This window comes from Bacillus cereus group sp. N12 (genome assembly GCF_016483575.1).
In the GTDB taxonomy this organism is placed as follows: domain Bacteria; phylum Bacillota; class Bacilli; order Bacillales; family Bacillaceae_G; genus Bacillus_A; species Bacillus_A toyonensis.
This window is the reverse complement of record NZ_JAEHBO010000042.1, coordinates 13,296-37,196: the sequence shown is the minus strand read 5'-3', so window position 1 is coordinate 37,196 and position 23,901 is coordinate 13,296. Positions and strand designations below refer to the sequence as shown.

Sequence of the window (23,901 nt, the reverse complement as noted above, 5' to 3'; positions counted from 1 at the left end):
ATTTTTTCATTCTTTTAAACTAATCGCAAAAGACCCATCCGTTTCTTGAACAGACGCAAAAGCCACATTTTTAATATTTGTGATGCCTTTTTCTTTTAACTCTTTATATAACCACTTTTCGTCTTTATGGATCAACTTTAAGTTATCGTATTGAATTTGAGAATCGACAATAAGGGCGATTGGTAATCCGGCATACTTAACATGTATATTCATATCCTTTGGAGTCAATGGTACAAGTTCTCGCTTTGGTAAAATGCTAATGGCTCCATTCGCTTCTAAAATAGCGTATTCAATTTCATGAACACTTGGATATCCGGCGACGCGAAGGTTAGAAAGCAATTCGGGTATGGGATATCTACTTTTTTGTAAGTTCTCAAAAATAATATCACCATGTTTAATTAAAATAATGGGGTGTCCGAGAATGAAACGATTTAGTTTGTTGAGTAAGCTTAATTTTGTAAGAAGTAAGTGCAAACATGTAATAACGACCATACCGAGAAATGCTTGTAAAGCACCAGCGACTGGTATGGCTTGAAAAGCTAAATAAGATAAAAAAATAATAGCCCCAAAATCATGAGGAGTTAGTTGTGCTAATGCGGATTTACCGAGTAACTTAAGCGATAGTAAAAATAAAATAAAAAAGAATGATACGTTACATAAAAAGAGAAGCAATAGGGACACTCCTTCGTGCGAAGTTGTACTTACTATTCCCAAAAATAATAGAAATATTACCTTTTAGAGGATAAATAAGGGTTATTTGGAATTTGTCTGTATACAAACGAATAAATGGATATTATGATGAAAGAAGCAAAGAACATAGGAGTATATGGATATGAGAAAGAAGAAAATAATTAAGTATATTATAGCAATTATAACGGTTTGCGCTGTGTACGCGGTTTTTTTACAATATAACATTTATAAGCATGGGCATATGAAAGCTACCGACGATGCTGATTATATCATTGTATTAGGCTCGAAAGTAAATGGGACGAAACCATCGTACTCATTACAATATCGTATTGATAAAGCAGCTGAATATTTAAAATCACATGAGAAAACAATCGCTATCGTATCTGGCGGACAAGGAAAAGGTGAAGATATTTCAGAAGCATTAGCGATGAAACAAGGATTAATGAAACAAAATATTGCAGAAGACCGTATTATAATGGAGGATAAATCAACGAGTACAGATGAGAATATTACATTCTCAAAACCGTTAATTCCAGCCAATATGAAAAAAGGTATGATCGTAACGAACGATTTCCATATGTTTAGAGCGAAAAAAATAGCAGCAAAACAAGGTTTGCAATTAGAAGGGCTTCCTGCCAAAACACCGAAGCCCATTATCATTTCATCAAATGTCCGAGAATATTTAGCGATTACGCAATATTGGTTTATGAATCGAATATAGTGAAAGTGATCCCGCCCGAAATTCGAGGCGGGATTTATTTTGAGGAAAATCTTACAAAACTGTCATCTTAGTGAAAGGTAAAGCGATAGTTTCTAGAATGGATTCCTGACATAATAAAGATAACAAAAACTATTTAGAGGTGAATCGGATGAACGGAAATAATATTCTATCTTCACTATGTTACTTTAGTATCTTTTTTGCGCCATTTTTACTACCAATTATCGTGTACTTCGTTGCGGAAGATGAAGTGAAATATCACGCGAAAAAAGCATTTTGGTCACATGTTTTTCCGTACGCAATCTTATTTGCTGGATTAGCAGTATCAGGTGTATACGGTTTAGGCTTCGATCAATCTGATGGCGCGGGAATTGGGATGACTATCACATATGCAGTATTCATTCTTGTAGGAATTTACTACTTCATTTGGAATATTGTAAAAGGTATTAAAGTTTTGAAAGCAGCATAATAAGACAAGAAATAAATTGGTGTAATCCTGTCGTTATTTGTCGGTAAATCGATATCTCTTGTCGAATCGTTGATATATTCGAAAAATCGTTGATATAGTGCAAGGAATCGTTGGTATAATTTCATTTACCGTATTGATAGACATTTTAAAAAGAGCAATTCAAAAAGAATTGCTCTTTTTGTGCTTATAAGTTGTGAATATTGAAAAAGATATGTTAATTTTTCATTATGAAGAGAAAAAAGGAGTGTTTTTCATGAATGAGATCATACATAAAATGGAGCAACACGTTTCAGTTCGTAAATATAAAGAAGAATCCATTCCGAAAGATGTAGTAGACAGAATGGTTCAAGCTGCGCAGCATGCCGCTTCCTCGCATTTTGTACAGGCCTATTCTGTTGTATATGTAACCGATCAAGACCTAAAGGCTAAACTAGCAGAACTATCCGGAAATCGTCACGTGAAAGAGTGTGCAGCATTCTTTGTTTGTTGTGCAGACTTAAAGCGACTTGAAATGGCGTGTGAAAAGCATGGTACAGAGATAAAGCATGAAGGAGTGGAAGATTTTATCGTTGCGACGGTAGATGCTTCACTTTTTGCGCAAAACTTAGCACTAGCAGCGGAATCATTAGGATACGGTATTTGTTATATTGGTGGTATTCGTAATAACCCGAAAGAAGTGAGTGAATTGCTTCATTTACCGGATAAAGTATATCCTGTGTTTGGAATGACAGTCGGTGTGCCAAATGAAGAACATGGAGTTAAACCACGTTTACCGGTAGCAGCAATTCTTCATGAAAATGGATATGATGAAAAGAAATATGATGAATTATTAAACAAATATGATGAAACGATGAGCGCATATTACAAAGAAAGATCATCAAATCAAAAAAACATAACATGGACGGAATCAATGAGCTCATTTATGTCCAAAGAGAAAAGAATGCATATGAAAGAGTTTTTAAGTGAGAAAGGGTTAAATAAAAAATGAGTAAAAAGACAAACCTGAGATGCGGGTTTGTCTTTTTTAAAAGGAGAAATGAGATAGTTTTCGAATAGCTATAGAGGGAGGAGATAAAATGAAGAAAGCTTTAATATTTCTATTTGATGGATTTGCAGAATTTGAAGTGAATATAGCGAGCTTGTTTTTGAAAAGTAAGGAATTTGAAATAACAACGGCAACTGTAGACGGAAAAACAGTTACAGGAGAAGGCGGTTTTTTGTGTCAACCACATGCCTCTATTGAGCAAATTAAAATAGAGAACTATGAAGTGTTTATCGTACCAGGCGGACATATTTTTGATCATTTAGAAAATGAACAATTGTTATCTATTGTGAACAAATTACATAAGCAAAATAAATGGATAGCGGGTATTTGTGCCGGAACATCTTTATTACATGCAGCAGGAGTGCTGAATAAGAAGAGATTCTCAACATCATTAACATCAGATGAAAAACAATTAGCACATTTACATGAATGGGAATATAAACAAAACAAAGATGTAACTGTTGATGGAAAAATAATAACAGCGGTAGGATCTGCGTACGTTGAATTTGCTACTGAAATAATGAAGCAACTCAATTTATTTAATGAAGCTGAAGCGAAGGAGAACTTGCAATACTTTAAAAATGTAACAGAGCTTTGTGATGAAACGTTAGTATAAGTGAATAAATTAATTGTTAATACCTAAGTTCAGATTGTAGATACTACTTTCTGAACTTAGGTATTTTATTTGTTATCATATACATAGAAATAAAAAATTGATGAATTTTTACAAAAGTGATAGAAAATGAGAATGAAATGCCAATAGTAAGTAAAAGCAGCTGCTAAAGGGGAACTGAGGAAGGATGATGTTTATGATTTTCGATTCTGAAGAGGATTTAATTATAGCAATGAAAAAACGTGATCAAGATGCTTTGAAAGAAGTGATTGATCAATATGGAAAATTAATTTTGTACATTATTCATAAATCATTAAGTACCCCTATTGAAAAACAATATGTGGATGATTGTTATAATGATGTATTTACTATCATTTGGTTTCAAATCGAACAATTTGATATAGAAAAGGGCAACTTAAAATCTTGGATGATTGGTATTACTAAATTAAAGGCATTGGAATATAAAAAGAAAGTATATAAAGAGAATAAAATTGATAAAGACGTAGAAATAGATGCAGGTATCCATGATAAGTATGAAATAGAACAAGAAGAAGAGATTATGGAAATCGTACAAGATTTAAATACAAAGGATCGATATATCTTTTTAAAGAGGTATATTGATGGATGTTCCATTGACGATATTGCAAAAGAATTAAAAGTAACGGCTGACTATATATACAATCGAATCTCTCGTGGAAAGAAAAAACTTCAAAAACTGTGGAAAGGGAGTGTGTAATATGGATAAAAGATTATTATCGATGTTAAATGAGCTCCAATATTCAGAAGAAGAAATTACACGTTTAGAGAAAGAAGCGAATGAGTCTATAAATATAGATAAGTATTATGTAAGAAATGGAGAACTATTAAAAAAATTAACTGTACAAATGTTAGAAGAATCAATTCGCAACGAATTACAAGCTGATGAAGAAATTCAGAAGGAACTGTTAGTAGACGAAGGATGTATGGTAAATAGTAAAGTCATACCAAATATATTATACGCAGGAGCTACCTTTTATTATTATATCGTTTTAACGAATAAAAGGGTGATAATGAAAGGGTTAGATTGTTATTTTAAAAAGACAAATGAACATAGCGTGCCAATAGAGGATATACAATCTATTTCGCAACATAAAAAATGAAAAACGTTTTTGAGATTAAATATAATAACAATTATATACAGTTTGGAAGTATTGCGTATGCACATGAAGTTGCGATGATTATTATGGAGTTGAAAAAAAGCGGAGTAAAAGTAGAAAAGTATACAGATTTCGAAAAAGGTTTTTTCTTATTCTTTAATATACTCGTGATAGTAAGTTCAGGTCTTTGCTTTATAAAATATTTAATGTAAAAGGCGGCATAATAGCCGCTTTTTATCGGATGATTTTGTAGCTTAAAAATACAACAATAATTTCATTTAAACCAAGCTGTTATTGCGCAATCTAAAGCATTTTCTATAACAAATGCAAACTATCAATAAGAAGATAAATACCTGTACAGCTCAAAAGGATATATGTAAATATTTTAAAAACTTGTTGATTAAGCCATTTGAAAATAATTTGACCTATAAACAAACCTAAAAATACAATTGGAATTGCATAAAAACTTGATTTCCAAATTGTTATGTCCGTTCCAGTAAAGAGTATTTGAGTTAGTAGACTAATGAAATATATAAACAGATAAAAAGCCAAAGTAGTTGCTCTCAACTTCTCTTTTTCAGTATCAGTTCCTGTAAAGTAAAGTAACAAAGGAGGTCCGGGCATACCGATACTCGTCGTTAAAAGTCCTGATAATCCACCAACTACGAAATCTCTAAACGGTGTTGATCTAACTTTAACATTGCATATTAGCAATAATGTTAATAGTAAGAGTAGGATGCTAATTGTTAATTTAAAAGTGTTTATGTTAACGGAAATGAAGATTAAAATTCCAAAAGGTACACCGGCTATACTTCCAAAAATAAACCGTTTCAGTAAAATAAAATCAACGTCCATTCTTATTTTCCAAATGAGTGATATGGAAATAATTAATGATAAAATAATGTTTATTTGTATAGCTTCTTGCGGTAGAAATAACATGAGTAAGAAAGGTGTTGCCATTATAGAAAAGCCAAAACCTGTACTGGCTTGCAAAACAGAAGCCACCAATATTATACATATGAAAATTAATATAATCTCCAAAATAGCCCTCCTATTTAATCAAATTCAATACATATTTTATTACTACGAAAATCGAATGTAGCTGTTTGGAGCCTATAGAATAAGTGCAATCTTTCACAATCTTACTTTTATTTTAACATAAATATTTGATTTCCTCTCAAATGGTGTTCAAGTAAAGGGCCTTTTCATGAAATGACTTGTATTTTATTTAATTTGATTGTTATATAACGATAACAAATGAGAGTAAATAAAAATTAGCAGTGAGCTATATAGTATCGGTAGGATCTTCACTAAGCTTCCCGCGATAAAATAAGAAAAGCCATATAAAACTAACAAAAATACAACATATAGCTAACAGGCAACCAATTACTTGCGGAGAAAGGGTTTCTAAAAGCCAGCCTGTAATAAACATAGATAGCTGAATGAGAGAACCATATATGGAATAATGAAAGGAAAAAACTTTACCAATCATGTTTTCTTCGGTATACATTTGTAATAAGGTTGTGTCTAAAGGGACGATAATGCCCCCTACGATACGCATGCAGAGTAAAGTAATAATACCGATAATAAGCTGGTTGGATAGAACGAATCCGAGAAAGAAAAATCCTTGTAGTAAGTACGCCAAGCCAAATGCTTTTTTCATTGTCTCCTTATTTTTACATACATATAGATTAACGAATAGACTACCAATAATAAGACCTAATCCTTGAACAGTATATAAAATTCCAATATTAGCATGGAAGATCCTTTCGGCATAAATTGTTAAAAGAAGTTGATAAGCACCACCAATAATCCCCCATGAAACTCCGACAAGAATTAATGCTAATATAATTTTTTCTGTAATATGTACGTGTATCCATCTTTTATATCCACAAAAAATGACTTTTTTATGTTAAATTTTTTGTGAGAAGGGATATTCAACTTATAAATGATTAAAGCGGAAACAAAGTATGATAGGCTATTAATGATAAAAGCGATTTCTATACTTAAAGCCTGGGCGATAATCCCACCTAATGAGGCGCCCATAATTGACATAAAGCCATTAACTGTACTAGAAAGTGTATTTGCAGTTACTAAATGTTTTTGCCTAATAATCATTTTTAAAGTTGATTGTTTAGCAGGCTCAAATAAGCAAGAGAGGACCGACAAACATATATTAGCTACGAAAATAATTTCAATCTTATAGGTTGCTAATAAGTAAGTGAGTACAATAACTCCTCTTAAAACATCGGTGGAAATCATAATCTTCTTTGTTGGAAATCGATCCACAAACCCTCCAATAAAAGGACTAAGAAGAAGTTGAGGTAACCCTTTACTCATAAAAGTTAGTGCGATAATAAACGGAGATTCTGTTACGCTATAAACGAATGTTAATAAAGCTACAGTATGAAACCAATCTCCCAGTACACTTAATGTTTGGCCATAAAACAGCTTTCTAAAGTTTGTATTTGTTTTAAGCAGTGTGGAATAAGAAACTGACATAAAAGATTAATCCTTATGTATTAATGATGCTTGAACTTGTCTTTTCCATTCACTTAAATACATGTTCTCTGCTGCAGAAAGTTCAACAGGTAATTGTGCAATCAATTCTAAACTATTTCCATCAGGATCGTTAAAGTATACGGAGGCGTGTGCCAATTCTGGAAAAACGATCGGTTCAATTGGCTCCATTCCAAAGTCTTTTCTTGCTGAAATTCCTTTTTGACTTAGCCAATGTATTGCATTTTCTAAATCAAGCAAGCTTACTTGGAAGGCAATATGTCGCAAAGATGGGTGATAAGTAACTTTGTATTCTGTTCCTTCCCAAAGTCCGAGCCAACTCTCATTTTCTTTAATCCAAAAGAAAGCAATATCGTCACCTCTTGTATATAATTTTAGCCCTAGTGATTCATAAAAAGGTATTGATACTTCTAAGTTACGGACGGGTAAATGTGCCTCATAAAGACCTTTAATCATTGTAATCCCCCTTAGTAAAAATGTTTCTTATTTCATAGTAAACGATATTTTGTTAGATCAAATCAGAAATAAGAGGGATATAAATTCATACGAAAGTATGAAAAAACAGCTCAAATATGAGCTGTTTTCGTATAGTTTTTAGTTCATTTAGTAAGGATAGGATGATTAATATCCGTATCCGCCGCCACCCCAGCAGCTACATCCGATAATGATTAGAAGGATGAATAGTACGATAAGCAAAGCAAATCCACCGCCGAAACCAGCACAACTACCACCATAGCTCATGTGTTTTCCTCCTTTTTGTAAATTAATCTATATAATTCATGGACTACTATATACAATATGTTTTTCATGTGGAAAAGGAGCCAGTCTGTATTTGAATTAGACAAATGTCTGTGTGATTCAGGTTTTTCTATATTACATGTGCGGGAAATCTTACTAAATAAAGCGTTTACGGATTAAGAGTATGTTAAAAACGTAAAAATTGTAAAAAAAACCATTTTTATATTTTTTTATGAGGGAATATGTACTATAATTTTACAAGTAATATTATGGGAAAAGGGAGTTTTAGTTTAGAGATGGAGATGGGACGATTACAAAATAAAATAGAAAACAAAAAGAAAGAGTTAATTCAACTTGTTGCGAGACACGGATTGGATCATGATAAAGTTTTGTTATTTAGCCGAGATTTAGATATACTAATTAATAAGTTTATGAATGTAAAAGATAAGGTCCATAAATGAATAATTTATAGTTTTTTATATTAAGATATTAAACGAAAGAAAGGGGAGAAACGTTATTGGAACATTTACAAGATGAGCTTTATAAGCAAATAAAAGAAGAAAAAGGTACTGTTACAGTTTTCTTAAAGAGTGGTGTGAGAATAGTCGGAGAAGTTGCTGGCGTAGACAAATTTACAGTTTTAATGTTAGTAGATGGAAAGCAACAGCTGATTTACAAGCAGGCAGTATCAACAATAATGAAATAAGACACTCTAGTAGAGTGTCTTATTTCATTATTTCTTACAAGCTTCAACGTCAATGCCAGCAGCTAATAACTTCTTTTCTCCATCTTGTTCAATAAGTTTTTGTAATTTAGATAGGAAAGAGTCAAAGTTTGTATGTTTTGCGACTTGGAATGTCATTTTATGTTCAATTGGTAGCCACGTATTAATGTCAGCCTCGTTATGCTGAATTTTTACTTCCAATTTATCAAGCGCATTAGCAACTTTTGCTTCGTACGTTTCTTTCGCTTCAAACTCCATCCATAAATCATATAATTCCTCACCGAGAGAACCTGTTAATGTTTGTTTAATATTTAAAATTGCTTCAAGTTCATTTTTTTGTTTTTGTAATTGTAATTCGTGACTATTCATTGTATCAAAAGCAGGGATATCGCCAGCTTCAGCTTCGACTAGGTCGTGAATAATAACCATTTTAAGTAATTTTTCAATATTTACTTTTTGATCTAAATAAGGCTCAACTAAAATGGCCATTAGAGACATGCGCCATGTATGTTCGGCAACACTTTCTTGGCGTCCGTTAGAAAGCCAGCTATGTCGCATTTCGTATTTTAGTTTTTCTGCTAATGCAATGACTTGTAAAATGTTATGTTCCATCGTGATCCTCCTCTTATTTCCATACCATAATTCTAATATGGAAATGAAATGTGTCAATTTTATGAGTATATTGCGATAAATAGATGATAAGCGTATAATGAACGTTATATGTGAAAACGCATTATTAAAATAAAAAAATGTTTTATAAAAATGAAAAGGAAAGGGCAGGAATATGGGAGACGAAAAACAAGTATTTGCTAGACCAGAAAGAAAAAAAAGGAAGTTTGATATTTCTAGTCCAATGGGCATTATAGTAGGCTTCGCTATTGTAATAGCGGCGATCGTACTTAGTGGCGGTGGAATAAAAGCTTTTAAAAACTTCTTAGATATTCCATCTATTTTAATTGTCATAGGGGGAACGGCAGCGACAATTGTTGTGGCGTATCGATTTGGAGAAATAAAAAAATATACGAAAAGTATTTTTACTGTTTTACATAGAAGAGAAGAAGATTTAGAACAGTTAACGGATTTGTTCGTTGATTTTTCGAAAAAGTCTAAAAAGAACGGTTTGCTTTCTTTAGAAGTTGATGGAGAACAAGTAGACAACCCTTTTATTCAAAAGGGGATTCGTTTAATGTTAAGTGGCTACGATGAAGATGAATTAAAAGAAGTGTTAATGAAAGATATAGAAACAGAAGTGTATGAGCTAAGAAAAGGGGCAACATTATTAGATAAAATTGGTGATTTCGCTCCAGCTTGGGGTATGATAGGGACTTTAATTGGTCTTATCATTATGCTTCAAAATTTGCAAGATACATCACAAATTGGTACAGGAATGGCAGTGGCGATGCTAACGACATTATATGGATCAGTACTTGCGAATATGATTGCAATACCTCTTGCGGAAAAGGTGTATCGTGGTATTGAGGATTTATATACAGAGAAGAAGTTTGTAATTGAAGCAATTTCAGAATTGTATCGTGGGCAAATTCCTTCTAAATTAAAGTTGAAACTTGATACGTATGTGTACGAAACAAAGATAAAAAAAGAAAAACGAGCAGCCTAATATTTCAAGGAGTGGTATGATGATAAAACGACCGCAAAAGGGATCGCCTCGTTGGATGACGACTTTTACAGATTTAACGATGTTATTATTAACTTTCTTTGTATTACTAGTTGCTACATCAAAGCAGGATGCAGTAAAATTGTCAAAGATGCTTGAAAAGTTTAGCGATGCGGAGCAAGTAGATGCAAAAGTAATGGAAAATACAATACCAGATATAACACATGAAAAAAATGATGAAAAAATGATCTCAAAAAAGAGAATGGATGAATTATATAAAAAGTTAAAAGCATATGTAGATAATAACGGTATTAGTCAAGTGAATGTATATCGAGAAGATACAGGGGTAAGTGTCGTTATCGTAGATAATTTAATATTTGATACGGGTGATGCGAACGTTAAACCAGAAGCAAAAGAGATAATGAGTCAATTAGTCGGATTTTTCCAATCAGTACCAAATCCAATCGTTGTGGAAGGACATACAGATAGTAGACCTATTCATAATGAGAAATTCCCTTCTAACTGGGAATTATCTTCAGCACGAGCAGCTAATATGATTCACCACTTAATCGAAGTGTATAATGTGGACGATAAGAGGTTAGCTGCGGTAGGATATGCAGACACAAAGCCAGTTGTACCAAATGATTCACCGCAAAACTGGGAGAAAAATCGTCGCGTTGTTATTTATATAAAAGAATAGTATATTGTTATTTTAATAATAAAATAATAAAAATACGAAAATTCTTTTAAAAAAATATTAAATTTTATCATTTTATTTTGTATAATGAGTGAGAATGATAAGGTGAAATATTAAGATATATTTATACATAGAAGGAGAGAATCAAAAAGAATGGCACATAAAATTTTAGTTGTAGACGATGCGATGTTCATGCGAACGATGATTAAAAACTTATTAAAAAGTAATTCTGAATTTGAAATTATCGGTGAGGCGGAGAATGGAGTAGAAGCAATTCAAAAGTATAAAGAACTTCAACCTGATATTGTAACATTAGATATTACTATGCCAGAAATGGACGGACTTGAAGCATTAAAAGAAATCATTAAAATTGATTCAAGTGCAAAGGTTGTTATTTGTTCGGCAATGGGACAACAAGGTATGGTATTAGATGCAATTAAGGGTGGGGCGAAAGACTTTATTGTAAAACCATTCCAAGCGGATCGTGTTATCGAAGCTTTAACAAAAGTAGCAAATAGCTAATATAAAAGGGGTGCCACAAGGAATCAAAACAGTGATAGAGGATACACGTGTGGCCCCCTTTTTTCTCGTTTTAAAACACTAAATTGTTATACATAAATGAAATGTTTGTTAGACAGGTAGGGGATTAAAATGCAAACAGATCTATTGAATATATTTTTTGAGGAATCAGAAGAACATTTACAATCGCTAAATGAAAATGTGCTAACTTTAGAACAAAATCCAGCTGATATGGATGTTGTAGGAGAAATATTCCGCTCAGCCCATACATTTAAAGGTATGTCTGCAAGTATGGAATTTGCGGAAATGGCGGATTTAACGCATAAGATGGAAAATGTGTTAGATGAAATCCGTCATGGGAATATCGTGGTCAATGCGGATATTATTGATGTGATTTTTGAGTGCATTGATAATTTAGAGAAGATGGTTGCAGATGTACAACAAGGCGGAATGGGTAATATTGATGTAGTTTCTACTAAACAGAAATTAGAAGCATTATTGCACGGTAATGTAGTAACGCCTACACAACATATAGAGCAAGATCATATAGGTAACGATGGTGGAGTTTCGCATGAAGTACATATAACGGTAGAACAGCAAGCTATTTTAAAAGCAGTACGTGCCATTATGTGTATGGAAGCATTGCAAAATGTAGGTAATATACAAAAAACTGTTCCGAGTATTGAAGAAATTGAAGCGGATGCTTTCGGATTTGAGTTCACAGTATTTATGGATACTGATTATAATGTAGAAGAATTGAAACAAGTAGTGCTTCATATTTCTGAAATTGAGAAAGTAGAAGTGAAGCAAGGACATACATCACAAGAAGCTGTGCAAATAGAGAAAATGATACAATCTTCTGCAGTTGCGCAGGTTGTATCACCTGTAGAAGCACCGAAACAACCAGCTAATACTACACCAGCTAAAAGCACAGTAAAAACGAAAAATGCTAAAGTGGAGAATCGCTCCATTCGTGTTCAATTAGAGAAAATCGAAACATTAATGAATATGTTTGAAGAAAGTGTAATTGAGCGTGGGCGCATTGATGAATTGGCACAAACGATTCAAAACAAGGAATTAATTGAGCATTTAAATCGATTAGGAGATATTTCAAAAGATATTCAAAATGTACTTTTAAACATGCGCATGGTTCCAATTGAAACGGTCTTCAATCGTTTCCCACGTATGGTACGAATGTTAGCGAAAGATTTAGGTAAAAAAATCGATTTACAAATTACAGGAGAAACTACTGAAGTTGATAAAATTGTAATTGATGAAATCGGTGATCCGCTTGTTCATTTAATTCGAAATGCAATTGATCACGGTGTTGAGACTGTTGAAAAACGACGTGATGCAGGTAAAAATGAGACAGGAACGATTAAATTAGAGGCGTTTCATAGTGGAAATCATGTCGTTATTCAAATTACGGATGATGGAAACGGTATTAATAAAGGGAAAGTATTAGAAAAAGCGATTAAAAATGGTGTTGTAACAGAAGCAGATGCGAATAGATTAACAGATCGTGAAGTGTTTGATCTTATATTCCAACCAGGATTTAGTACAGCTGAAGTTGTATCGGATCTTTCTGGGCGTGGTGTTGGATTAGATGTTGTAAAACATACGATTCATAGTTTAGGTGGACATTTAATTATTGATTCTGAGGAAGGAAAGGGAAGTACATTCAGAATTGAACTTCCGTTAACTTTGTCTATTATTCAATCTATGCTTGTTCAAACGAACGATAAGCGTTATGCTTTACCTCTTGGAAATATTGTGGAAGCAATTCGAATTAAGAGAGAAGACATCCAATCCTTACAAGGAAAAGATGTGTTAAATTATCGTAACCAAATTATTGAAGTGAAACATTTAAGTACAGTATTTGGTGAAAAAACAGTAGATGAGGCGTTTGCGTCATATGATGGTCAAATGGTTCCTGTGTTAATTGTTCGTAATACACATCGTAGCTATGGGCTTATTGTAAACACAATTATCGGTCAAAGAGAAATCGTCTTAAAGTCATTAGGTGACTTCTTTGCAGAGAGTTCTAACTATTTCTCTGGTGCGACGATTCTCGGTGATGGACGAGTGGTCCTCATTTTAAACCCAGAAGGTTTATAATAGGAATGAAGGAAAGCTCCCCACTTGTATACAATTGGGGAGCTTTTTGGTTAATTATTATGAATGTATAAAAATAATTATATAACTGGAAATAAATACAGCGTAACGATTTGTATAATCAGTTTGTTAAAATATAATGAGTGTAATAAATTGAGAGTTTATCCTGCTAGTTGCGGGTTAATAATCAGTGAGGAATGGATAGAAGTCCCACTGATTAAAGTGTCACTTTATATCATTAGATAGAAAAACAGAAATGAGGAGGCAGGGAAAATGCCTGAGCAACACACAAACGGGGAAACGAGCACAATTGTGCTAGAAAAAGAAAATGAGCATTTAACACCTCAAGAATGCGATATTCTTGGCGAAATCGCAAATATATCATTTGGTTCAGCTTCGACTGTATTATCAACAATTTTAAATAGGCAAGTAAACATTACTGCTCCTCGTGTAGAATTGGTAGATTTATATGATACAAGTGATGTTGAAGTTCCACATGTTGTGTTAAATATTCATTTTACAAAAGGATTAGATATGGAAAACCTTCTTGTTCTTAAGCAAGATGTTGCATTATCAATTGCTGATTTAATGATGATGGGGACAGGTGAAGTGGAAGAAGGAAAAGAACTTGGTGAATTAGAGCTAAGTGCTGTACAAGAAGCGATGAATCAAATGATGGGATTCGCAGCTACATCTATGTCGGAATTCTTCCAAGATACAGTAGATATGTCTCCGCCGACAATTAAAGTCGTAAAGCTATCAGAAGAGATGGAGAAAATCTCTGAAATAACTGGAAATAACACAATAGTTAAAGTATCGTTCGATCTAAAAATAGATAATCTTGTAAACTCTAAACTTGTACAAATTGTTTCGGTGGAACATGCGAAACGAATGATAAATAAATTACTACAATTATCTGGTGAAGTAGAAGAAAGAGATGAACCGGCGGAACTGGTTGAAACTGAGATTGTAGAGGAACATGTTGAAAAAGAGCATTTAACACAAGAAGAGAAAGATGTACTCGGTGAAATTGCGAACATTTCAATCGGTTCAGCTTCAACGGTATTATCAACGCTTTTAAATCAGCCAGTCACGATTAGTACACCAAATGTAGAGGCGATTAATGTTCGTCATTATGATGGAGTACCAGTGCCATTTGTCATTTTAAATGTCGACTTTGTTGAAGGGCTAAAGAATGAGAACGTATTCGTATTTACGAAAGATGTTGCCTTAACAATGGTAGATTTAATGATGATGGGAACAGGGGAAGTTGATCCGGAAAAAGAGCTTAGTGAATTAGAACTAAGCGGTATTAAAGAGATCATGAACCAAATGATGGGGCATGCTGCAACAGCGATGTCGGAAATGTTTCAAGAAAAAATGGACATGACGCCGCCAAATGTCAAATTTGTAACGTTAAAAGAAGAAATGGAATACTTGGGAGAGTCAATGGAAGTGGACGAACTCGTTCAAATTACGTTCAATCTTGAAATTGGCGATCTTCTTCAATCGAAAATGTATCAAATTTTACCCATTTCCGAAGCGAAAGAAATGGTAAGAAGACTTCTGTATCCAATGGTGGAGGAGCAAGAAGAGATTATCCCGGAAGAAATTGAAGAGGAAGAAATTGCGGCACCAGTTGTACAACCTATTGAATTTAAAGAAGTAAAACAGATTGAACCAGTATATATGGATACATCCATTCTACAAAATGTAGAAATGAACGTAAAATTTGTATTTGGAAGTACTGTGAAAACCATTCAAGATATATTAAGTTTACAAGAAAATGAAGCGGTTGTACTAGATGAAGATATTGATGAACCGATTCGAATTTATGTGAATGATGTATTAGTGGCATATGGTGAACTTGTAAATGTAGATGGTTTTTTCGGAGTAAAAGTGACGAAATCGCTATAAGGCGTTGAAATAGGAGTTTGAACGAGTAGATGAAAAACGTAAAGTTTTTTCTAATGAGTTGGCTATGTATACATGTGTGCTTGTTCTTCCCCCTGCAAAGTCAGGCGGAAGAACAAATTGAGCCAGAGCAAAAAATAAATAAATTGGAAGTAATAGAAGAAAATAAGAAACTTCAAGAACAGCCAGAGCAAGTAGAAATAAATCAAGGTGAAGATGAACAAAAAGAAGTGACGAATGAACAAAAGAGCGAAAGAAAGATAGAAACGGATCAAGGTGTTATTACAGTAAATAAGCCAGAGCTAAAAGTTGGCGAAGAAATGCGGATTACTGTAGAACCAAACGAGAAAGACATTCAAAGTATGAAAGGTATATTGCAGTTACAAAGAAATGGCGAGCAGTATGCACAAGAAAGAATGCTATCTTTTGAGTATGATGAAGAAACGAAGCGATGGATTGCTAACTATAAAGTCGAGAGTTTTGATTTACAAGGTGATTGGAATCTTCATCTCGTTCAAAGTTACAAAGAAAATGAGAAGGAAGAGCTCATAGAAAATGAAGTGAAAGTCCCGCTCGTTCGTATTGGAAATGAAACACCAACTATAGATAAAGAATTGCCGAAGTTACATAAAGTTACTATTGATGAAGCAAAAGAGAACTTAATTGAACGGAAACAGGGAGATTCTATACATATACGAGTGAAAGCTGTCGATGTAGAATCCGCTGTGAAAGAAGTGCGCGTTACATTAAAAGGAAAAGATGATAAAGAAATTCCCTTTTTATTAGACTACAACAAGCGTGACATGGATTGGCAAAAAGTATTTGAAATAACTGATGCCTTGCCAAATGGACAATATAAACTATTTGTAGAAATAGTGGATGCTGCAGGCAATAAACTTGTTGCGGAAAGTGAGTATATCGTTTCTGTTTTGGGACAAAAAATGGAAGATGATAAGAAAACAGAAGAGCAAGAGAATGAAAATAAAGTAGAAGATAAGAAAGAAATTAGTAAGCAAGAAGATTCGAAAGTAGAGATCGTGCTTCCAGAAGAAAAACTTCCAGTTGTTCAAATTCCGAAGCAAGACGAGAAAGTAAATGAGTTTATACAAGAAACATTGAAAGAGAAAGAGGAATTCCCTCACGTTATAAAAGATCCATTGGCAGATAATAAGGAAGTAAGTAATGTAAAGGCTCAAAAAGAGAAAACAGGTAAAAATGACAAGCAAGACGTTTCGAAAAAGAAAGCAGAGCCAGAAGATAAGAAAGAAGAAAGAAGTGAACAAGGAGTACAAGCTTCTAATGTGTTTACTATTATGTCAGGTTTATTTGTACTATTTTTAGTTTTAAAGAGTAATAAAGAATGGGGCTAATTATTTCGTAGTAGTGGAGGCATTTAAATGGAAATTAACCGTACGACAGTTGAAAATAAGACGCTACAACCATTAAAACAGCCTGCAGCTATTTCGGAACATGAAATTCAAAAAGAACGAAAGCATAGTAATTTAGTGTTTAGTGGGCAGTCTAAAATCATTTCGAAAAATAATGAAATAGGCATTTTACTTGCAAGTTTAGGCGACGGGAAAATTATGAAGGAAATACTTTCTAAAGAGATGGATACAGTGTTACAACTCTTTAAAAAGTTACATACGTTATCTGGAGAAGGTAAGCAAACAGAAAAAATATTTGAACAAGTAATTAGAAGTTTACAAGGACTTGCTAAGCAGGCGCATATAAAAGATCTTCCTTTATTAGATGGAACATATGATTTCGCTGAAGTACAACTATCATTTGGTAGAAAGGTACATATTCCGTTATTAGATGTAAGTGCACTTATCTCTAGAGTGGAGAGCGATTCTTCAGAAGGAAATATAAATTTAATGGTAACGGTTATTACTGCTTATATAACGAAGTTGTCTAACGAAACCATTTTAATTAGCGTTACAGACCGCACGGCAAAAGATCGGGATGTCAGTGTATGGAGAGCGCTCGCAGAAATGAATATGACACAATTGTCACAGGCGTTGAAACATACAATGCAAGAACATAAATGGTCTATGACGTTTCTGTTTCTCTTTATATGGATTGTTGGTATCATTTTAATTCGAGTTATATAAAAAGGTCGTCACTTCAATGTGACGACCTTTTTAATCCCGTAAAAGCCCGATTGGTATGGGCTGATTAAAGTTTCACTTTATATTTTTTCATAGAAGAATGTATCGAACCGCTGAAGGTTGTAACGTTCGGGTGTTAAAATTTGTTCTGTACTACCAACAAATAGTACACCGCCTTTTCGTAAAGAACGACTAAACTTTTCATAAAGCTTTACTCTTGCTTCTTCTGTAAAGTAAATCATTACATTACGACATATAATTAAATCATAATTTGTATCGAATGACTGCATTAAGAGGTCATGTTGTTTGAACGAAACGTTTTGCTTAATGTTTTGATGCAATGAATATGTATCATTCTCTTTTGTGAAATGACGCTCTTTCAAATCGATAGGTAATTCTTTTAAAGAACGTTCTGTATATTGACCGCGTTTCGCAGTTTCTAAAATATGAAAATCAAGATCCGTTGCTTGAATTTCATAGCGAAATGGAGATAGATGTTTTGATAAAATTAAAGAGAGTGTATATGGTTCTTCACCGGCAGCGCAAGCAGCACTCCATATTTTTAATTTCCCATTATTTTGTTCAAGTAATTTTGGCAGTGCTTTCGTCTCTAACGTTTGCCAGCGTTCTTTATTTCTGAAAAATTCTGAAACGTTAATTGTAATATAGTCTATAAAACTTAAAAATAAATTTTGATCGGTACGTAAATGATTTAAGAAATTTACGTAGTTGTCAAATCCTTTTCTTGAAATGAAAGCATCGATTCTACGGCGCATTCTATCTTGTTTATACGAAGCGATATCCATATTGAATTGTTGTTTAAAACTCGCGATAAAATGATCATAATCTTGTTCAATTATCATATTTACAATGGGCACAATAATGATATTGTGCCTCCCCCTTTACATCATACGAATTTTTTGTTCAAAGCTTTTTTTCATCTGTTTTTCATGTAAACCTGGTAAATCATAAATAACAGCATCAATACCCGCTTCTTTTGCAACGTCAATGGGAATGACAGATGTATGTTTGTCCCCGTTATAAAAACAGAGAACTAAATCGGTATCTTCAATAATTTGTTTTACAAAAAACATAAAATCTGATCGATAAATGGAGTCGGAAGGATGATCAAAAGCAACATACTCGGCTCCGTGTTTTTTTAAGTAATGAACGACTTCTTGAAATTCATCTGTTAATGCTTGTAACGGTTGTAGCGTGTAAAGGCATAAATTTTGAGCGAGTCTTTCGTTTTCGATGAAAAAACGAAGAACTTCATTTTCGATAGATTTATAACATAATATGTAAATTTTATGTTTGTGAGCATAGTCAGTTAAAAATTTTTTAATTTCATCTTGATCTAATGCCGTTAATTGATTTGAACCACAAAGAAAAATATTCATAGAATTGTGCCACCTCATGCTAAATTGTAACATATCTTTTATAAAAAATAACTGCAAAATATTACTGTTCAGAGTATAATTATAAATAACTGGATTTTACGATTAAGTTTAGGAAGAAATAAAAAAATAAATAGGTGATATATATGCTACGTTCTATCTCGCATAATCCAATTTTATCGCATATACCGCCTGCTACTCAAATGCCGAAAGAAGCAAATGTCAGGACAGGACTTGCATTTTCGGATAATTTGCATGCAGATCCGAAAAAAGATAAATTGCTAGAACAAATGGAAGCGTTTGTCGATAATATTGGAGAAATAAAAGAGAAAATTGAAATGGAATTAACGCTTGATAATGTCATGGAATACAAAAATACAGTGAAATCATTTTTGAATTTTTACGTAGATAATGTATTGCAATATAAAGACGTTATGTCTCGTCATCCGCGTTATGGATATTCACAGAAAATGACGATTGTGAAACAAGCAGAAATGGGATTAAATGAATTAGAAGATGTGATGAACTTAATTAATACAAAAACTGGACATTTAGAAATGTTAAATCAAATTGGAGAAATCCACGGTTTAATTGTAAATTTAGTCTTGTAAAAGGAAGGAAGCTATATGTACATACAATTATATGAGAAGCTCGTTATTATTCAAAAAGCATATGAAAACATTCAAACGCTTGGAGAACAAATATATGAGAATTTAAAACATAAAAATGTAAATGCAGTTCAAAAGTTGCAAGTAGAGCAATTGCAGTACGTTGATGGTTTAAAAGGATTATCGAGCGCATTTGAAGAAATGGTTGTTCAGTTTTGTAAAGAAAAGGGCGTTGAACCATCTCGCGTGAGTGCATTATTTTCGTATTTTTCCCATGAAGAAATTGAAAAAATGGAAAAAACACAAAAAAACGTAGTTGAATTAGAAGAGAATGTAAAAATGATTCTTTTAAAAAATCAATATTACTTAAACGTACTATTAAAAACTACAGAAAGCATTGTGGATTCCGTTTCTGAATATAATTTGGAGCGAAACAATAATTCGCAAATCTTTATGAATGAACTATTGTAAAGGAGAAGTGAAGCTTTATGAGATTATCTGATTATAATACACCGCTGTCGGGTATGTTAGCGGCTCAAATGGGGTTACAAACAACGAAACAAAACTTGTCTAACATTCATACACCGGGTTATGTACGTCAAATGGTGAATTACGGATCTGTTGGAGCAAGCAATGGTCATACGCCAGAACAGAGAATTGGTTACGGTGTACAAACGTTAGGTGTCGATCGTATTACTGATGAAGTGAAGACGAAACAGTTTAATGATCAATTATCGCAACTCTCTTACTATAACTACATGAATTCAACGTTATCACGAGTAGAATCTATGGTTGGGACGACAGGAAAGAATTCGTTATCTAGTTTAATGGACGGCTTCTTTAATGCTTTTCGTGAAGTGGCAAAAAATCCAGAACAACCAAATTACTACGATACATTAATTTCTGAAACTGGGAAGTTCACAAGCCAAGTAAATCGTCTTGCGAAAAATTTAGATACAGTGGAAGCACAGACGACAGAAGATATTGAAGCACATGTTAATGAATTTAATCGTCTTGCTGCTAGTTTAGCAGAAGCGAATAAAAAAATTGGACAAGCAGGCACACAAGTACCGAATCAACTGTTAGACGAACGAGATCGCATCGTTACAGAGATGTCTAAGTATGCCAATATAGAAGTATCTTATGAATCTATGAATCCTAATATTGCAAGCGTTAGAATGAATGGTGTTTTAACAGTAAATGGACAAGATACATATCCACTTCAATTAAATAAAGAAAAAGACCCAATGTCAGTTGAGATTTACGGTTCAGAAATCTCTGTAACTAGCGGAGCAATAAAATCAGCGATTGATACGAAAGCGAAGATTGTTGAATATAAAAAAAACCTTGAAGGTTTAATGAGTTCAGTGAAAAATCAAGTGAATACAGTGATGGGAAAAGATTTCTTCGTTGGCGATTATGCGAAAGATATGAAATTAAATCCAGAGTTTGCAAAAGACATTTCGAAAATGAAAATATCTGCTGAAACAGCAAATAAACTAGCAGCAATTACAGATGGCGATTATAAAGAAGGCCTTTCTAATAAACAAGCATTAGACCAATTCATAGTAGGTGTAGCTTCTGATAAAAGTGCAGTGAATGCTTATCAAAAAATTCATGGAGACTTATTAGAAGGTATTCAGCAAGAGAAGATGAGCGTCGAAGGGGTAAATATGGAAGAGGAAATGGTAAATTTAATGGCCTTCCAAAAATATTTCGTGGCGAACTCTAAAGCGATTACTACGATGAATGAAGTGTTTGATAGTCTATTTTCGATTATTAGATAATGTGAATTAGAAAAGAAATCCCCTCTTTTTTATGGTTAGAAAGAGGACCTACGGATGGTAGAGGCGTTCAATGCCTATCATTGGCCCAATCGATGTGAGACTAGAAATATAAAATAGTTGTAGGTTAAGTGAGTTAAGAGGATAGCGATAGGAAGCTGTGGATTCTTCTTAACGCCAATTCAAATATAGATAAAGGAGAAGAGAGAGATGAGAGTATCTACATTTCAAAATGCAAGCTGGGCAAAGAATCAGTTAATGGATTTGAACGTGCAACAGCAATATCACCGAAATCAAGTAACTTCGGGGAAGAAAAACCTTCTTATGAGTGAAGACCCACTTGCAGCAAGTAAATCATTTGCGATTCAACATTCATTGGCAAATATGGAACAAATGCAAAAAGATATAGCGGATTCGAAAAATGTGTTAACACAAACTGAAAATACTTTACAAGGTGTTTTGAAATCTTTAACAAGAGCAGAGCAATTAACAGTACAAGCATTAAATGGAACAAATAGTGAAAAAGAATTGAAGGCTATTGGTGTAGAAATTGATCAAATTTTAAAACAAGTTGTATATTTAGCGAATACGAAAGAGCAAGGCCGTTATATTTTCGGTGGTGATAGTGCAGAGAAGCCACCGTTTACAGAAGATGGTACATACCAAGGTGGAAAAAATGATGTGAACTGGCAACTAAATGACGGTTATGAATTCAAAGCGTTCCGTAACGGAGAAGCATTATTATCCCCAGTTATAAAAACGTTAAAACAGATGAGTGAAGCGATGCAAAACGGTGACCAAAAAGCGTTAAAACCGTTATTAGAAGGAAATAAGCAAAACTTAGATGGCATCATTAATCGTACAACTGAAGTTGGTTCGACAATGAACACAATGGAGACGTTTAAAACAATTTTAAGCGAGCAAAATGTAGCACTTCAAGAAAACCGTAAAGAAATTGAGGATGTTGATTTAGCTGTCGCAATTTCTGATTTAGCTTATATAAACGCAACGTACGAAGCAACATTAAAAGCTGTTAGTACGATGAGTAAAACGAGTATTTTAGATTACATGTAAATGATAAGGAGTGAAAAATATGGCAGGGACAATATCTAATTATGGTGACAGACAGCAAATATGGAATTTAGGAAATAACATGATAGATACAAAGAAGTTAGTAGATTTAGAGTTACAAGCATTGGAAATGAAAAAATCACCATATACTACACAAAAACAAACGTTAACAAATGAAAACAAAGTGTATGCGAGCATGAAAAAAGAGTTTGCAAATTTTGTGCAAGTATTCAAAGATTTAAACACATTTAAAGGTGATGAAAAGAAAACAACCCTATCCAAAGATGGTTTTATGATAGCACAGGCGGATGCTGCTGCAATTCCTGGAACATACACAATTACAGTAGAGCGAGTAGCAGAAAGGCATCAAATAACTACAGCTCCACTTACTCCCCCAAAAACTCCTGAAGGTACGGAGCAAAAATTCAGTTTAGATTTAAAGCTTGGAGTAGATGATGTATTTCATATAAATGGAAAAGAAGTTAAAATTTCAGAAGATATGACGTATAAAGATCTTGTCAATAAAATTAATAATGGAAATTATGGTGTATCCGTATACACATTAGGGGATCAACTATTTTTCACATCTACTATTGCAGGAAAAGAGGGAGAGCTGAAATTAACGGATGGTGCCAATGGCTTTTTACAAAATATAGGACTGGTTACTTCTGCGAAAAATACGGATGGAACGAATGCTATTGCACATCAAGTGACAGGGGCAGTAAATGCAGAATATACAATAAATGGAATTAAAGGAACTAGTAAAACGAATAAGATTGATACAATTCCAGGATTAACTATTAACTTAGAAAAGGTAACTACAGAGCCAATTAAATTAACTATCGAAGATTCAGATATAAAAAATTCGATAGATTTAATCAAAAAAATGAAAGATGAGTATAATAACGCTGTTAAAAGCTTAGATTTGTTTTCTGGTGAAAATGGAGTAATGCAAGGGAATAATGTTTCATTTGCTATAAGTAATGCAATGACAAGCATTTTTAGATTTTCCCAAGATGATAAGTATTTATTTTCTTTTGGAATTCAAATTGATAAAACAGGAAATATGACTCTTGATGAAGAGAAATTGAAAATAGCTTTTAAAGAGAATCCAGAATCAACAAAACAATTTTTCTTTGGTTTTAATGGCATTGGTCATGATATAGATAAAAAGCTCGAGGGAATCTTTGGAGATGAAGGGATTATTGGAAAACGCTCTAAAAGTATTGAAAAGCAAGTAACTGATTTAGAGAGAAAAATTCAAGATATTGATACAATTAATAAGAAAAAACAAGAATCAATTATTGATAAATATGCAAAGTTGGAAAGCCAGCTAGCATTGCTTGATAGTCAGCTGCAGACAATCAAAGCAATGACAAAAACAAAAAGTGATGATTAATGAAAGCTGAGGAAGTGA

At 33.3% G+C, this 23,901-nt stretch carries 26 protein-coding genes and 2 pseudogenes; 20 read left to right on the top strand and 8 right to left on the bottom strand.

All coding sequences use genetic code 11. The features are described 5' to 3' along the window. Nucleotides 1-6: 6 nt before the first annotated feature. Nucleotides 7-672 carry a DUF421 domain-containing protein gene (locus tag JDS92_RS18575; protein ID WP_000923918.1) on the bottom strand — a complete coding sequence of 222 codons (666 nt, stop codon included), beginning with the start codon at nucleotides 670-672 and terminating at the stop codon, nucleotides 7-9. A 160-nt stretch (nucleotides 673-832) separates the two neighbouring features. Between JDS92_RS18575 and JDS92_RS18570 the strand changes: the two genes are divergently transcribed. The 6 genes and pseudogenes from JDS92_RS18570 to JDS92_RS18545 all read left to right on the top strand — a co-directional run bounded on the left by JDS92_RS18570 (nucleotide 833) and on the right by JDS92_RS18545 (nucleotide 4,883). Next, on the top strand, nucleotides 833-1,411 hold the full coding sequence (locus JDS92_RS18570) for a YdcF family protein (RefSeq protein ID WP_001227662.1): 579 nt from the start codon (nucleotides 833-835) through the stop codon (nucleotides 1,409-1,411). 148 nt (nucleotides 1,412-1,559) lie between these two features. Beyond that, nucleotides 1,560-1,877, top strand: a complete 318-nt coding sequence (locus JDS92_RS18565) for a magnetosome magnetite crystal formation protein family (protein WP_199632305.1) — start codon at nucleotides 1,560-1,562, stop codon at nucleotides 1,875-1,877. A 253-nt stretch (nucleotides 1,878-2,130) separates the two neighbouring features. Then, nucleotides 2,131-2,865, top strand: coding sequence for an oxygen-insensitive NADPH nitroreductase (gene nfsA / locus JDS92_RS18560; RefSeq protein ID WP_199632304.1), 735 nt, complete (start codon nucleotides 2,131-2,133; stop codon nucleotides 2,863-2,865). An 88-nt stretch (nucleotides 2,866-2,953) separates the two neighbouring features. After that, complete coding sequence (locus JDS92_RS18555; RefSeq protein WP_000709455.1) at nucleotides 2,954-3,538, top strand: type 1 glutamine amidotransferase family protein; 585 nt, start codon at nucleotides 2,954-2,956, stop codon at nucleotides 3,536-3,538. Between the two features lie 187 nt (nucleotides 3,539-3,725). Next, a complete protein-coding gene (locus JDS92_RS18550) occupies nucleotides 3,726-4,271 on the top strand; it encodes a sigma-70 family RNA polymerase sigma factor (protein WP_199632311.1) in 546 nt (181 codons plus the stop codon). 1 nt (nucleotide 4,272) lies between these two features. Then, a pseudogene (locus JDS92_RS18545) lies at nucleotides 4,273-4,883 on the top strand (PH domain-containing protein). A gap of 103 nt (nucleotides 4,884-4,986) precedes the next feature. On the opposite strand, the gene JDS92_RS18540 reads toward JDS92_RS18545, so the two are convergent. The 4 genes and pseudogenes from JDS92_RS18540 to JDS92_RS18525 form a co-directional block, all read right to left on the bottom strand. Continuing rightward, nucleotides 4,987-5,712 (bottom strand): sulfite exporter TauE/SafE family protein, encoded by a 726-nt coding sequence (locus tag JDS92_RS18540; RefSeq protein WP_199632303.1) that lies wholly within the window; start codon nucleotides 5,710-5,712, stop codon nucleotides 4,987-4,989. Nucleotides 5,713-5,956: 244 nt separating this feature from the next. Beyond that, nucleotides 5,957-7,173: pseudogene (locus tag JDS92_RS18535) on the bottom strand (MFS transporter). Nucleotides 7,174-7,179: 6 nt separating this feature from the next. Continuing rightward, nucleotides 7,180-7,647 (bottom strand): VOC family protein, encoded by a 468-nt coding sequence (locus JDS92_RS18530; protein WP_199632302.1) that lies wholly within the window; start codon nucleotides 7,645-7,647, stop codon nucleotides 7,180-7,182. Between the two features lie 165 nt (nucleotides 7,648-7,812). After that, nucleotides 7,813-7,932: a YjcZ family sporulation protein gene (locus tag JDS92_RS18525; RefSeq protein WP_000120179.1), complete on the bottom strand. Its 120-nt coding sequence runs from the start codon at nucleotides 7,930-7,932 to the stop codon at nucleotides 7,813-7,815. Between the two features lie 239 nt (nucleotides 7,933-8,171). Between JDS92_RS18525 and JDS92_RS18520 the strand changes: the two genes are divergently transcribed. Beyond that, on the top strand, nucleotides 8,172-8,390 hold the full coding sequence (locus JDS92_RS18520) for an aspartyl-phosphate phosphatase Spo0E family protein (protein WP_000291696.1): 219 nt from the start codon (nucleotides 8,172-8,174) through the stop codon (nucleotides 8,388-8,390). A 56-nt stretch (nucleotides 8,391-8,446) separates the two neighbouring features. Further along, nucleotides 8,447-8,635, top strand: coding sequence for an RNA chaperone Hfq (hfq, locus tag JDS92_RS18515; RefSeq protein WP_000400654.1), 189 nt, complete (start codon nucleotides 8,447-8,449; stop codon nucleotides 8,633-8,635). Between the two features lie 27 nt (nucleotides 8,636-8,662). Here the strand turns inward: hfq and JDS92_RS18510 are convergent, their stop codons facing one another. Further along, nucleotides 8,663-9,265, bottom strand: a complete 603-nt coding sequence (locus JDS92_RS18510) for an HD domain-containing protein (RefSeq protein ID WP_097957098.1) — start codon at nucleotides 9,263-9,265, stop codon at nucleotides 8,663-8,665. A 172-nt stretch (nucleotides 9,266-9,437) separates the two neighbouring features. On the opposite strand from JDS92_RS18510, the gene JDS92_RS18505 reads away from it, so the two are divergent. From JDS92_RS18505 to JDS92_RS18475, 7 genes are all read left to right on the top strand, one after another. Next, nucleotides 9,438-10,271, top strand: a complete 834-nt coding sequence (locus JDS92_RS18505; RefSeq protein WP_000502107.1) for a flagellar motor protein MotP — start codon at nucleotides 9,438-9,440, stop codon at nucleotides 10,269-10,271. Between the two features lie 19 nt (nucleotides 10,272-10,290). After that, on the top strand, nucleotides 10,291-10,968 hold the full coding sequence (locus tag JDS92_RS18500) for an OmpA family protein (RefSeq protein WP_000596044.1): 678 nt from the start codon (nucleotides 10,291-10,293) through the stop codon (nucleotides 10,966-10,968). 150 nt (nucleotides 10,969-11,118) lie between these two features. Continuing rightward, nucleotides 11,119-11,487, top strand: a complete 369-nt coding sequence (locus JDS92_RS18495) for a response regulator (RefSeq protein WP_000940571.1) — start codon at nucleotides 11,119-11,121, stop codon at nucleotides 11,485-11,487. A 129-nt stretch (nucleotides 11,488-11,616) separates the two neighbouring features. After that, entirely contained in the window at nucleotides 11,617-13,602 is a 1,986-nt protein-coding gene (locus JDS92_RS18490) for a chemotaxis protein CheA (protein ID WP_199632301.1), read from the top strand. Nucleotides 13,603-13,872: 270 nt separating this feature from the next. Continuing rightward, a complete protein-coding gene (locus JDS92_RS18485) occupies nucleotides 13,873-15,516 on the top strand; it encodes a flagellar motor switch protein (protein ID WP_098710914.1) in 1,644 nt (547 codons plus the stop codon). Nucleotides 15,517-15,545: 29 nt separating this feature from the next. Beyond that, a complete protein-coding gene (locus JDS92_RS18480; protein WP_098710913.1) occupies nucleotides 15,546-16,883 on the top strand; it encodes an Ig-like domain-containing protein in 1,338 nt (445 codons plus the stop codon). Nucleotides 16,884-16,910: 27 nt separating this feature from the next. After that, nucleotides 16,911-17,627: a hypothetical protein gene (locus tag JDS92_RS18475; RefSeq protein WP_098710912.1), complete on the top strand. Its 717-nt coding sequence runs from the start codon at nucleotides 16,911-16,913 to the stop codon at nucleotides 17,625-17,627. A gap of 77 nt (nucleotides 17,628-17,704) precedes the next feature. On the opposite strand, the gene cheR is transcribed toward JDS92_RS18475, so the two are convergent. Both cheR and JDS92_RS18465 read right to left on the bottom strand, forming a co-directional pair. Then, nucleotides 17,705-18,487, bottom strand: coding sequence for a protein-glutamate O-methyltransferase CheR (cheR, locus tag JDS92_RS18470; RefSeq protein ID WP_000582868.1), 783 nt, complete (start codon nucleotides 18,485-18,487; stop codon nucleotides 17,705-17,707). Nucleotides 18,488-18,526: 39 nt separating this feature from the next. Then, complete coding sequence (locus JDS92_RS18465; RefSeq protein ID WP_001020087.1) at nucleotides 18,527-19,024, bottom strand: hypothetical protein; 498 nt, start codon at nucleotides 19,022-19,024, stop codon at nucleotides 18,527-18,529. Between the two features lie 143 nt (nucleotides 19,025-19,167). Here JDS92_RS18465 and JDS92_RS18460 point away from each other — a divergent pair, with 143 nt between their 5' ends. The 5 genes from JDS92_RS18460 to JDS92_RS18440 all read left to right on the top strand — a co-directional run bounded on the left by JDS92_RS18460 (nucleotide 19,168) and on the right by JDS92_RS18440 (nucleotide 23,883). Continuing rightward, nucleotides 19,168-19,632, top strand: a complete 465-nt coding sequence (locus tag JDS92_RS18460) for a YaaR family protein (protein WP_000946323.1) — start codon at nucleotides 19,168-19,170, stop codon at nucleotides 19,630-19,632. Between the two features lie 15 nt (nucleotides 19,633-19,647). Continuing rightward, entirely contained in the window at nucleotides 19,648-20,100 is a 453-nt protein-coding gene (locus JDS92_RS18455; RefSeq protein ID WP_199632300.1) for a hypothetical protein, read from the top strand. A 17-nt stretch (nucleotides 20,101-20,117) separates the two neighbouring features. After that, a complete protein-coding gene (gene flgK, locus JDS92_RS18450) occupies nucleotides 20,118-21,416 on the top strand; it encodes a flagellar hook-associated protein FlgK (RefSeq protein WP_061530134.1) in 1,299 nt (432 codons plus the stop codon). Between the two features lie 207 nt (nucleotides 21,417-21,623). Then, nucleotides 21,624-22,487 (top strand): flagellar hook-associated protein 3, encoded by an 864-nt coding sequence (locus JDS92_RS18445; RefSeq protein ID WP_199632299.1) that lies wholly within the window; start codon nucleotides 21,624-21,626, stop codon nucleotides 22,485-22,487. Nucleotides 22,488-22,506: 19 nt separating this feature from the next. Beyond that, the gene (locus tag JDS92_RS18440; protein WP_199632298.1) at nucleotides 22,507-23,883 is read left to right on the top strand and encodes a flagellar hook-associated protein 2; all 1,377 of its coding nucleotides are present in this window, start codon (nucleotides 22,507-22,509) and stop codon (nucleotides 23,881-23,883) included. Nucleotides 23,884-23,901 lie beyond the last annotated feature (18 nt).